We start from the raw sequence: 12,272 nt of genomic DNA, 5'->3' as shown, positions 1-12,272 counted from the left end.
GTCAACTATTAGTCAGCAATCTGTAAGCCTATGAGTTAATATTTGAGAAAGATAAGGGGCTCATGGCCGAGGAAAAGACGTAGGAGAGATGGGGTGCCTAAAAATTTCATGATGGTTGGTTTTGAGTAGATCTTTGCTCCCGTTGGGGCAACTTTGAGGAAGCAGGTTGTGGCTAGCTTGGGGAAGAACGATTGGAGTTAGCGCCGTTAGCGGGTGTTCTAAAGCTTTTTAGGGGTAATTGGGGCACGGAATAATCAATTTCATACCGGCAAGAAGTCATAATGGCGCTGTTTAGGTTTCAACCGCAACCACTGTTTCTCGCGGCCATGGTTTCCGAGTAAGGTTTCTTCGGCCTTGGAAGGATAAGGCAAGGACCTATCACGCAATGAGCTGACTAATATTGCTATTTGAAAAGGCAATCATGTCGAAGATCAGTATCGAGCGTATAACGAAAATCGTACGTCTTATCCGACAACGTGGCGCTGTATCGATGGATACTTTCGTTACCGAACTTGAGGTGTCTAAAGCGTCTGTAAAGCGTGACTTTGAGTTTCTCCGGGATCGACTCGGGTGCCCACTCGAATGGGATCGTAGTCGCCGCGGCTGGATTGTTCGTGACGAGTTGGCGGATGGTGGCCGATTTGAGCTCCCCGGCGTCTGGTTCAACGCATCAGAGATTTTTGCGCTGCTGACAATGCTCCATCTGGTGGAGGGCGTCCAGCCTGGACTGCTCGATGAGCACGTCGGGCCACTGAAGTCCCGCCTTCGCGGCTTACTCGCTGAAGGCAACAAGTCAGCTAAGCCGATTGAGCGCAAGCTTAAACTTATTCATTTTGCGTCCAGGAAAGTTGAGTCAAAGCACTTTCAACTCATAGCGGGAGCCTTGCTGGACGGAAAGCGCTTGCGTTTGCGATATCTGAACCGTGATCGTAAAGAGCATACAGAGCGCGTCATTTCGCCCCAACAGTTGGTGCACTACCGAGAAAACTGGATATTAGACGCGTGGTGCCACTCCCGGGATGCCATTAGGTCTTTCGCGCTGGAGGCCGTTGACGATGTTCATGTTGTTGATGAAGCTGCCTTCGAAGTCAGCCAAGAGCAAATGCAGGAGCATTTCCGTAGCGGCTACGGAATCTTCGCTGGCCAGGCGGCTCACCGTGCTCGCCTGAAGTTCACCCCTGAGCGAGCTCAGTGGGTCAGCAAGGAGACTTGGCACCACGACCAGTCATGTAAGCATCTTGAGGATGGCAGCTATGTCTTGGAGGTTCCGTACTCCAACGACCAAGAGCTGTTGATGGACCTTCTGCGACACAGTCCAGAAGTCGAGATTCTAGAACCACCAGAGCTGCGTCAGCGCCTTCACGCAGCGCTGTGCGCCGCTGCCCGAAAAAATCTCCCCGCCGCCAGCCAGTAGGTCGTTATTTGAGCTAGTGCTTACGCAATAATGAACTCATGCTCAACATTCTTACTGGTTAGGAGGTTGCAAAAATGAAAGTGAATTTCGCCCATCTACGGGAGCGTGCACAGAACGGCGGCTGGATTAGTTTTGCCGTCTTTGAGGCTCGCTCGTCCTCTGGTACTCAAAACGACAACTCCCGCTTGCTAGCCGAGCTGACTGCCAAAGCACGCAACGCAAACCTTCGCATCGACCAAGCTGCTCTAGCCTTTATGTCCGGAGGGCGGTTGCAGTTTTTTGGAAGCCCACCTTTGGTGAATTTCCTTTCTCGTAGTGGGCTTCCTGGTTGGACCCACTCACTCGACGTGTAATTACATAGGAGACTGAAATGGCCAAGAATCCTCCCGTTGGTGACAATGCTCGTCGCGGTGCTGTACGTGACCGTTCGCAAGTGTTCAACCCTGCAAATCAGACCTGGACCAAGCGTGATACCGGCAACGGGCGCTTCATGGACCAAAAGAAGGATGGCGAACCTTTTAAGGGAGTTCGCAAGGAACACAAGTAACGAATGTGCTGCTCAAGAAATTGGGCAGCGTTGGACCTTCATCAGATAAGCCGGGTCAACGTTCTGGGAAGTGAAGCCGAGCTTGCTGATGTTGCCTTTCGCTTGGACCGCTTAGGCACGGTTCCCAGACGTGCCTAAGCTATTTCTTTAGCGCGCCATGCATGTCACCTTTGGTCTGAGTCTCGATGCCCGTCAGGGGCCGTCGCTGCAGAATTCCTTCAACGCCCCAGTTGTGGGGCGGCTCGGCTTTTTGTCGTTACTGGAAACGTATCTTGGATTGGCCAAACCTGAGGTCGCAGCGGCACAGCGCGTAGCGATCTATATGGGGCATTTGCAGCACCATGACGACGGCACCCGTTTCTACAGTGCATCGATGAAAGTCGACAGCGTCGGTACAGCGGCAAAGCTCCTGTCTTGGCGCGATGAGTGGCTTCTAGGTGGCTGGCGGGGAACGGCACTTGCGTCTCATCCCGTTCGACTTCGGGAACTGGCTCTGGTTGAATCGACCGCCGTTGCTATTCCCGCCGGAGAAGCTACTCGGCTGCAGTTGGTTGAGGAGATGCTCAAGAAAACTGGCCCTAGCCCGATTACCTCCGTTTCCCTTGTTGATCCGTTGGAAGACTTCCCATCCTTGTGGCGGAGGGTACTAGCTTGCTTGCCAGGCGTGCAAGTAAAAAATCCTATCCCGCATGGAGAAGGGGCGCTGCGCGCCCTGCAAGAAAAGGCGATTCTTGTCATGTCGGGAAAGGAGCCGCTAAGCAAGATTCCGTCTATTGAGGACGGTAGTGTGCAGCTCGTTCGCACGCTCTCTTTTTCTACTGCTGAGCATTGGCTCAGTGCGCATGCTGCAGCGTATCCGATAGACCGAGTGGTTCTCGCAGAAGAACAGGGTGACTCGCTCGATACCATGTTGGTTGCTACCGGGGGCGTCAGCTGCGGCTTTGAGAACCCAAGCCAACTTCGCCCTGCCTTGCAGGCACTGGGCCTGGCCTTGGAGATGTGCTGGACACCTCTTGACGTTGGTCGCCTGGTCGATTTCCTAGTCCATCCTGTGGGACCCTTCAGTCGGAAAGCGCGATCCGCGCTCGCAAAAGCCGTCGCTGAGCAACCTGGGATCGGCGGAGCGTCCTGGATCAAGGCTAAGAACAAGATTGCCGAAGGTGATGATGGAAAAGAACTGGTGCTCGAGATCGAGTTCTGGCTTGAAGGTGAGCGCTGGCAAAGGGATCAAGGTGCACCCGTGGATGCCCTGCTTGCACGAACCGACAGGCTCAAAGAGGCTATGCGACGCAGGTTGTCTGGCAACCCCGCTACAGTGGCCACTTTTGCACCCGCACATCACCAATGCGCGGCTGTTTTTGATAGTCTCTCTGAACTTTCTCGGCAGGGAGTAAGTACGTTGACGCCCAGACAGGTTGAACAGCTTGTGGCCCATGCGACACCCACAGGTGCATCTAATCCCGGTGCTATTTCACAAGTCGGGTGTATGCGTTCCGCAAGCAATGCAGCCGCTTGTATTGAGCCGGCTGATGAGGTGATCTGGTGGATGCCTTCTACGCCAATGCTGGCGCAGCAACTCCCTTGGCCAAGTGTGGAAGTCCAAGCATTGAAGGAATTAAACGTCGAACTGCGGCACCCCTCGAGGCAGTTAGCAGCCTTGGCAATGCAGTGGCTACGCCCTTTGTTGGCGGCTCGCAAACGCTTTGTAATGGTGTCGCCTCCTCCCGGCGCCGAAGAGCATCCTGTACGACAACTTATCCAAAAACTTATCCCGGATTTTGAAGCTCAGGCCCTGGACCTGGATGCGGCATGCGACAGCCAATTTCTGGGAAACCTGACTGAACGGGTGGCATCGCTCCCGTTCCCTGATGTGCAACGCCATATCCAGCTTCGCGATCCGCTAAATCTATCTACTAGTTCACAGTCTTACACGGCTCTCAACGAGTTGTTCAACGCGCCTGCGCTCTTTGTGCTAAAACGCATTGCTCGGCTGAATCCAGCATCTATCCTTGCGGTGGAGGAGAGTAACCGTCTTTTAGGTATTCTCGCGCACCGTGTCTTTGAAATGCTCTTCGCGCACGCAGATGCCCTTACATGGTCGAACCAAAAGGCCACCGACTGGTTCAGAGCTCAGGCCGATGAGCTGCTCCGTACGGAGGGCGCTATTCTCTTGATGCAAGGCGCAGGCATCAGTCTCCAGCGGTTCCAGATGACATGCGAAAGCGCAATCGGCTCGCTCTTGGATCATTTGCGGGGAGCCCAAGCAGTGCGTGTGCAGACTGAAGCCGAGTTCGATGGCGCACTCGGTCCAGTTCCATTGACAGGCAAGATTGACCTTTTGGTCGAACTGCCAGGCAACAAGCTTGTTGCGCTTGATATGAAGTGGCGCGGAGACAATTACTACTCTCGGATGCTGCGCGAGGGCGGCCATCTTCAGCTGGCCCTTTATTCCAGCCTAGTCAAGCAAAAGACTGGTACTGCGCCTGCGGCACTGGGATTCTTCATTCTGGAGAGTGGAGCGCTGTTCATCTCTCATCCTGGAGTCTTCCCACAGGCACAACTGACACAGCCACCGGATAACGTTACGGTTGAGACCCTTCTCAACCGTGCAAAAGCGACTTGGACGTGGAGAACTAGCCAGCTCGCAGAAGGGCAAATTGAAGTCGTTCCGCAAGAGGCCACTGACGACTACAACGGTCCCGAGGGGACTTTGCCGGTGAAAGGACCCAGTCAGTGGGACCGGGACTATCTCGTGTTGCTGGGAGGGTGGGAGTAATGAATAACATTGAATTTGTGAGCGCAGGTGCCGGAAGCGGTAAGACCTATAAGCTGACCGAGACCCTCGCCCATGCCCTCGAGTCCGGAGCCGCCCGGCCTCACGCCATTTTGGCGACGACGTTCACAGTGAAGGCTGCCTCGGAGCTGCGGGAACGCGCACGGTCATGGTTACTGGAGAAAGGTCGTGTGGACCTGGCCACGGCCATTGGACAAGCCAGATTGGGGACAGTAAACAGTGTCTGCGGACAGATGCTCAAGCAGTTCTGCTTTGAGTTGGGACTGTCCCCCGATCAGACCGTTCTCAGCGAAGGGCAAACGAAGCGGCTTCTAGAAACGTCACTTGCTGAGACTCTCGATTCAGCGGGGCAGTCCGTGTTTGTTCGGCTTACCCGAAAATTTGGAATCGAACAGGAAGACTGGGCAAAAACTGTCAAGGATGTAGTCAAGGCGTCATTGGACAACGATATTGAGCCCGTGACGCTGCGGCAGATGGGGGGGCGTAATGCAGATCAGATGCTCGCGAACTGGTCCGCGCCTACTGCCGGCGTAGACCCAACCGCAGCTCTTTCTGGGGCACTTGCTACGGCGCTCAAAAATGTCTCATCTTATGTCGACGCGCAAGTTGCTGCTGGTACAAATGTGGCTAAGAACCTCCAGGACGGTTTGGCCGACTTGCAAAAGATCGAACGTGCGTTTCGTGAGGGTCGATGGTCTTGGCCGGATTGGCTTGGTGCTGCAGGTATCAATGCTGGCGCGAAGGTAAAACATTTTCTTGATCCCGTGAAAGAGGCAGCTCAAAGGCACGAGTCCCATCCGGCCTTCCACGCTGACGTGCGGCAGTATTTGGAACTGGTGTTTAATCTCGCCGCCGACGCTCGAGATGCCTACTCTGAAGCCAAGAAGGCTCTGGGGGCAGTGGACTTCAGTGACCAAGAAGTGCTATTGCTTAGGGCGATTCGAGAGAACGCGAGCGTTCAAGCAGTCTTGGCTGACGAACTTGATCTCGTGATGGTTGATGAGTTCCAGGATACAAGCCCTCTTCAGCTAGCTCTGTTTGTGGAGCTGGCTAAATTAGCCAAGCGTTCCATTTGGGTCGGTGACCCCAAACAAGCGATTTACGGCTTTCGGGGGACCGACGCCAGTCTCATTTCTGGAGTCATTGGAGCTATCCCGGGTTGGGGCAGCACTATCGGAGAGCCTCTAACAACATCGCGTCGATCCACTCCAGCCTTGGTCTCGCTTACGAATGCAGTGTTTGGGGATGCTTTCCTGCCGGACCTCGCACCACAGGATGTTCAGCTACAACCCGTTCGCAAGGAGTTGCCTGATCAGCCTTCGCTTTTGAACTGGAATTTTGACAGCGACAAGAACGGCACGGACTATCTGGCATTGGGCCAGGCTATTGCGGAGCTACTTGCCTCTAAGGTGCAGGTGGAAGATAAGAAAACAAAAAATATTCGGGCAATCCGACCCGGTGACATAGGGGTTCTTTGTCGGAGAAATGACCAAGTGAGCTTGGCCGTCACGTCACTCACTCGATGGGGAATTCCGTCGGCAAGCCCTCGTGCGGGCTTGCTAGGGACTGCGGAGGCAATCTTTGTTCTCGCTTGTCTGCGCCGCATGCATGATGTTAGCGATACGGTTGCATCTGCTCTGGTGCTTACGCTGGTAGATGCTACCCCTGTAGCCACATGGCTTGCGGACCGTCTCGATTACCTTGAGCAAGCCGATGTCATTGCTCACGAGTGGAAGACAATCGGCGATTCAGCCCATCCCCTTCTTGTGCGCCTTGAAGGACTGCGGCCTTCGTTTTCGTCTCTGACACCGTTGGAAGCTCTGCGCCTATCGGTTGCGGAATCGCACGTCGCTCAGCTTGTCGCACAATGGTCCAGCTCTCCGCATGAGGCTCACAATAGATTGGCTAATGTTGAAGCGCTAGTTGAACTGGGGAAAAATTACGAAGACGAGTGTGTTTCTGCTAAGCGACCGGCGACAGTTAGCGGGATGTTGAGATGGCTCGATGCGGCTGCGGAAGCGGAAGATGATAGCCGAGCGGCGACAGCGGATAACGCCGTCACAGTTCTCACATATCACGGCTCCAAAGGTTTGGAATGGCCAGTGGTTGTCCTCACCGCGCTTGGAGAAACAGCTAGGAGCGCCATTTGGAGCGTGCGAGCACGAACGGAAGGCCCTTTTGATCCGCAACTGCCGCTTGGTAATCGCTTCATTCACTGCTGGCTGAAGACTTGGGGTAAGCGTTCTGCACCCCAGGCGGCAGTACGTGCAGAGGCAAGCGCAACCGGGGTGGCCATGCAGCAAGATGCGGTGGCTGAGAGTAAACGCTTGCTTTATGTTGGGTTGACCCGTGCCAGAGATTTGAACGTTCTGGTGTCGTTCGTCAGAAAATCTGGAACAATGCGCGGCTGGGTGGATGAGGTGCCGAGGGCTAGTCCGCTTCTATTTGGCCCAACTGAGGAGGTGGTCCTTCCTGATGGCCAGCGGTGCTCAAGAGGATCCAAGGACTGGAACAAAGACGAATGCGCAACGGAGCCGCCAGTACGGACGCCGCAGGACCGTCATTGGTTCACCCGTCGGCCTCACGCATCGGCTCTGCCCTTGTGGTATCGGCCTAGTAGTGCTGTTGGCGGACAGTTCAACATCGCTGAGACCGTAGAGGTTGGCATTCGCATTACGCTGACGGGAAAGCCCAACATGGCGGACTTGGGGACGGCAGTCCACCACTGCATTGCACGGGCTGGCGTCCGGGGAGCGGTGGAGCAGGCTGATGTATGTAGTATTCTCAGCAATTGGGGTGTAGGCAATACTGTCGACAACACCGCGGTCGTCGCGCAGCTTACCGCTTTTCTCGCATGGTGCAATGAGCGTTGGCCTGGGTGTTCGACCTTTTTCGAGGTCCCAATTGAGGCGAATCGTCCCGATGGGACGCGCGTAAGGGGCCGTATCGATCTACTGGTGCAGTCCCCTAAGGGATGGATTCTTCTCGACCATAAATCCAATCCAGGTGGCGCCGATCGGAATGAGCAATTGGCCGTTGAGCACGGTCCGCAACTCGCTGTGTATGCGGAGGCTCTGATTGCTGCCACTGGAATATCGGTCGCCGAGCAGTGGCTATACCTTCCGGTTGCTGGTCGTGCGTTGCGCCTCGCGTGAGTTTCTATTTCATTTCAAATTTCACCGCCGAGATCTTCGTCTGGCGATTGATTAGCCGCGGATATGGCTCGCGTCAGATATTTTGACCAACGTACATCAGAGATGGCCATCAGTCCGGACGGCATGTTTATCTATCTGAAGGGGATGAGCTTTAAGCATGGTGGGCGTAGCTCACTCGCAAACACTATTATCGACACCAGTTCAGGAACATCAGTTGCTCAATTCGGACGTGTCCCGGATGGGGGCGATGGCTTTGCGCTTGATCCGACGGGCTCCAGATTGGCACTGGGTTTCGCAAGCTCAGTTGAAATTTACTTTATTCAATAACTCGCTTAAGAAAAATACGCCATGACCCAATCTGCCCCCACCGTAACACTAAACGATTTGGCAACCGCTGCAGTCGCTGCTTACAACACCGGAAAAGTGGGTGAGCCCGCTATGGGAAGCCAGTGAACTCAGGTTTCCCAGACCAAAATTCTGGAGCAAAATCCTACCCTTACGCAAGCCGATCTTGACAAGGTGGGCTTTTCAGGCGAGGCCTACATCAACACGCAAACTGGCGAGGTGATCATTGCGGATCGCGGCACGGTTGGTAATGTTCAGAGCATCATTTCCGATGCTGAAATTACGGTGGGAGCGATGCAGCAGGCGCAATCTGTTGCCAACGAGTTTGCTGCCTCAGCACTAGGGACTGCCCAGGAACAATTGAGTAACTCGGGCGTTCAGGTGAGTGCAATTTATACCACCGGCCACTCCCTTGGAGGCATGCGAAAAGTCAGAGCAAGGTGACGAGCTTGCAAACGGTATCGTTACTTCTTGGGAGATTCTCCATGTCCGAGAACTTGGTGCAGATGCGATTGCTGTAGGTAGTGATGGAAGAATTATCGGAGGATAAGAATAGAAGAGGACTTGTACGCTGAGATATGCGTTGCGATTTGCTGAGGGTGGCACACCAGTGGTCGACGTCTGTCGGCAGCTTGGGGTGCGGGAATACGCCGTTAGGGAAGTTTAAGGTCCGGTTCGGGTATTTGACCGCAGAGAGTCAGAGCGAAGCTAGCATTGCGAGCACTTGACGTCGCTAAGAGAAAAATCCGCCATTTGATGCGTGAACGATATTTTTCTTATGTGGGATTTTATGTGGGATAAAAAGAAAAACGGGCCGCAAAGGCCCGTTCTATATGATGTTCTGGCGGAGGCTGTGAGAGGATAATTCAGAAAAAAAACCTATATAAATCAGCGGCATATATTTGCCATCGATTTTCTCCTTGTACCGGTCATTTGTACCGATTTTTGTACTTTAGCCGTACATGTCGATATAGTCAAATTAACGCCTGAGAGACCATATTCTTTCGCTCCAGGGATTCATTTGCGGCTTTGGTTACACGTCTTTCCGTTAGTTGGGGGGACTTGGCATCGAATAAGTTTTAAACCATACGTAGTGTGAGAGTAGCGCTTGATACATAACTCGTTTCCAGTCATTTGGGGGAGACGTTCCTACCAACAATGGTTCCAAAACTGACCCGCATGCCCGGACGTAAGAGCCGCTACGAGAACAACTTTTTTCTATCTTACGCAGTACCACTTCTAATTCTTTCTCCGCAGCTTCTGAATATTCTCTAGCTAGTCCATTGTTTTCGAAGTAGGTGATGACTTCCTCTTTGGCTGAGTCACTCATGTTAGGATGCGGCGCGACGTAATATTCAATACGTCCGGGCCAAGAGCGGCCATGGCCGGGAGCGATAAAATCGGCGTGTAACCACTGAATTGAGTCATGAGGTACATGGAGGTCCCGAACGTTATGCGAATAATATCCAAGTAGCGCTTCGTACATAACTCTGCGCCAATCGTTATTAGCTTGGTTGTCCCGGACCTTTGCAGCGACCTGCAGATATCGCTTACACCCTTCGGTATATGACCCGTAATCAGCGTGGTAAGCCTCCATTGTCTCTATCACTTGATTCAAGTGTACGGCGGCATTCGTTCCGTATCTTTTTCCCAGTTTGAAAAAATGGAAATGATGTGCGACTCTTTTTTTATCAGCATCATCCCAATTTTCCGGGGGGCTTACGTAGTATTCAATGATGGCCTCGCTTCGAGTGAGACTTTTTGGAAGAAAATCAGCATATAGCCACTGCTGCTGAAAAACAGCATCTTTTTCGTGGTAAGGATGAATAATCTGTTCATTTATCGAAGTGGCAAATTTCTGCCCCTTTTCATCTTCGTTACATTTTGTGCAGGAGGGGACTAGATTATTTGGAAAAATTGAAAACTCAGGAAAGTGAGCCTTCGGTAGATAGTGGTCGAGGGTGCTGGCTCCGGGTAGGGCGCAATAAAGGCAAATCTCATGTGCGCGTAATTTTATTGCGTCGTAAATTTCGCGGCCAGATTTTCTTTCTCGTAAGTAGGTGTCGTATGCTGAATGAAGGTCTGCAACGGTCAAAGTATGAGCGACCGTGTGATTGCTATCGACCTTTCCCAGAGGTGCCTGCAAATATAACGTTTGGTTTTTTGCATTGTTGAAATAGGCTACCGATTTAGACAGTAATGATGGCTTACTATCATCAAGTCTCTTCTGGAAAGCGATATCTGAGGCTGCTCCTTCAATGCAGCTTTTTATAATGTCATCGTACAAAAAGCCCGGAGGAGTAAGGCGTTTCAACGTTTACTCCTTTTGTCTCGATTTGCAATCAGTGAAGACAAGACCGCCCTACCTTCAAGCCCCAGTTGCCAATCAATGCTTTCCAAAATCTCTTCGTAGGTATGCCCTTTTTTGACAGCTTCGGATAAAAGCGTATGGAATCCCGAGCGCTCTACATCGAGGCCAAAGACTTCAGATGTTAATACACCTACATTTTCTCCGAACGTATCTCTAGCGGGCCTGCTAACGGATACCCGGGACCCCACCCGATAGATTTTCCACACGCAGGTGCTGGGTATTTCCTGAAGTACCACAGGCGAGTGGGTAGCAATAATCGCCACGCCATTTCGCTCACGTAGCAGCTCTTCTAATGCACGTATGAACGCAGATAACAGAGGCGGATGTAAATGGACCTCCGGCTCGTCGATGAGCACGAGAGTTTTTTCGTCTACAGCTGCTACAAGCTGTGTCATCGTGTGAAAAACGATGAAATGCCCAGAGCTCATTGCGTCGAGAGAAGGCTGAACAAAGTTATTGAAATCGCCACTTAGAAGCATTTGTCGCCGCTTAAAAAAGGATGGCTCAATTCCGATGGTGCTTGCGTAGCGCTCTGGAAGGTCTATAAGTCCAAGAGCACCGAATAGAACATCGGAGCGGCCAAGAATCTGCATGGAGTCGAGCCAACGCTCAGTTCGCTTTTCATCATCAAAGCAATAGCCAAGTTCCTCGATACATTCTTGATGAAGTTGAGAGATAGTACGCAATTCTTGACGATTTTCTTTCGCACGAAGGCCCACGTAGCGGTATTTTGGTCCCTTATGTGGGCCTCGCTGGTCAGGCGGGGGCGGAAATTGGTCAAATGCACTGAAGGAAACAGAAACCAGACCGCTAAAAAAATCGGTACTGCTTATGTTGGGCGACTGATAGGGGCTGTTGGATTGGCTGCTCTCAAATCTAGCCTGGTCGGGTGTTATAGGGGACTTATTAGTAAGCGCACCAATCATCTCGTTGAGAATGGTAGTTTTTCCAGCGCCATTGCGGCCGATAATCGCATGAATGTTTGTGCTCAGTCGGCGTTTTATATCAACGCTGAATTCGAGAGTCAGTCTTTCTATATTTTTGCGTTGAGCACACACAAACCTAAAATTGTAGTTTTGATGAGCGCTTTCCCCACGAATGAGTCTCGTGTATTGACCTTGAATTACCGAATAACTGGTGTTGCGAAGCAGTGAGATGTGAAAAACAGGTTCATCACCGATTGACGTGAGAATGGTCTGATTCGCAACGACGTCGCGAAGTGAATTTAATATGTCAAGCTTGATTTGACTATCTAGGGATGAGCAATTTTTATAGAAATCAGCATCTCCTCCCAACGAGAAAAAATCTTCTTCAAGGCTTTGAAAAGTCTCTCCGTATCGCCTAAGTATCTCTTCAAAAGTGGTAGAGGACTCTTCTTGGCCGTGATAGCCAATTTTGATATTTCCAAGTTTTAGCTTTTCACCTACCGGTGAAATATAAGTGGCAAAGAACTGGGTAACAAAGTCATAGTCATTCCATCTATCTATCTGAAGAACGACGTGTTCGTAATTAGGTTGTTGATAGATAATTCCAGCGCCCGCTAAACAAAACTGCATCGTTTCCATCCTCCGTGAATATCATTAATTTCATTTCCAAGAACGCTATGAAATATCAAGCTAGATATTAGGTGTCAATACTAATTGTCT

At 51.9% G+C, this 12,272-nt stretch carries 8 protein-coding genes; 6 read left to right on the top strand and 2 right to left on the bottom strand.

What is annotated here, in order from left to right:
• Positions 1-421: 421 nt before the first annotated feature.
• The 6 genes from J2X56_RS05700 to J2X56_RS05675 all read left to right on the top strand — a co-directional run bounded on the left by J2X56_RS05700 (position 422) and on the right by J2X56_RS05675 (position 8,699).
• On the top strand, positions 422-1,414 hold the full coding sequence (locus J2X56_RS05700) for a WYL domain-containing protein (protein WP_310158768.1): 993 nt from the start codon (positions 422-424) through the stop codon (positions 1,412-1,414).
• A 370-nt stretch (positions 1,415-1,784) separates the two neighbouring features.
• Positions 1,785-1,961 (top strand): hypothetical protein, encoded by a 177-nt coding sequence (locus tag J2X56_RS05695; protein ID WP_310158765.1) that lies wholly within the window; start codon positions 1,785-1,787, stop codon positions 1,959-1,961.
• A gap of 157 nt (positions 1,962-2,118) precedes the next feature.
• Positions 2,119-4,737 carry a PD-(D/E)XK nuclease family protein gene (locus J2X56_RS05690; protein ID WP_310158762.1) on the top strand — a complete coding sequence of 873 codons (2,619 nt, stop codon included), beginning with the start codon at positions 2,119-2,121 and terminating at the stop codon, positions 4,735-4,737.
• Positions 4,737-7,910 carry a UvrD-helicase domain-containing protein gene (locus tag J2X56_RS05685; RefSeq protein WP_310158759.1) on the top strand — a complete coding sequence of 1,058 codons (3,174 nt, stop codon included), beginning with the start codon at positions 4,737-4,739 and terminating at the stop codon, positions 7,908-7,910. The genes J2X56_RS05690 and J2X56_RS05685 overlap by 1 nt, the downstream gene beginning before the upstream one ends.
• A 123-nt stretch (positions 7,911-8,033) precedes the next feature.
• Complete coding sequence (locus tag J2X56_RS05680) at positions 8,034-8,237, top strand: hypothetical protein (RefSeq protein WP_310158756.1); 204 nt, start codon at positions 8,034-8,036, stop codon at positions 8,235-8,237.
• A 192-nt stretch (positions 8,238-8,429) separates the two neighbouring features.
• Positions 8,430-8,699 carry a hypothetical protein gene (locus J2X56_RS05675; RefSeq protein ID WP_310158752.1) on the top strand — a complete coding sequence of 90 codons (270 nt, stop codon included), beginning with the start codon at positions 8,430-8,432 and terminating at the stop codon, positions 8,697-8,699.
• Positions 8,700-9,303: 604 nt separating this feature from the next.
• Here the strand turns inward: J2X56_RS05675 and J2X56_RS05670 are convergent.
• On the bottom strand, positions 9,304-10,569 hold the full coding sequence (locus J2X56_RS05670) for a hypothetical protein (protein WP_310158748.1): 1,266 nt from the start codon (positions 10,567-10,569) through the stop codon (positions 9,304-9,306).
• Positions 10,566-12,191 carry an AAA family ATPase gene (locus J2X56_RS05665; protein ID WP_310158745.1) on the bottom strand — a complete coding sequence of 542 codons (1,626 nt, stop codon included), beginning with the start codon at positions 12,189-12,191 and terminating at the stop codon, positions 10,566-10,568. Before J2X56_RS05665 ends, J2X56_RS05670 begins: the two co-directional genes overlap by 4 nt.
• Positions 12,192-12,272: the final 81 nt, after the last annotated feature.

Origin of the sequence: Herbaspirillum sp. 1173, from assembly GCF_031455335.1 — a bacterium.
In the GTDB taxonomy this organism is placed as follows: Bacteria; Pseudomonadota; Gammaproteobacteria; order Burkholderiales; family Burkholderiaceae_D; genus Herbaspirillum; species Herbaspirillum huttiense.
The sequence above is the reverse complement of the archived record's forward strand: the minus strand, read 5'-3'. Positions and strand labels throughout refer to the sequence as shown.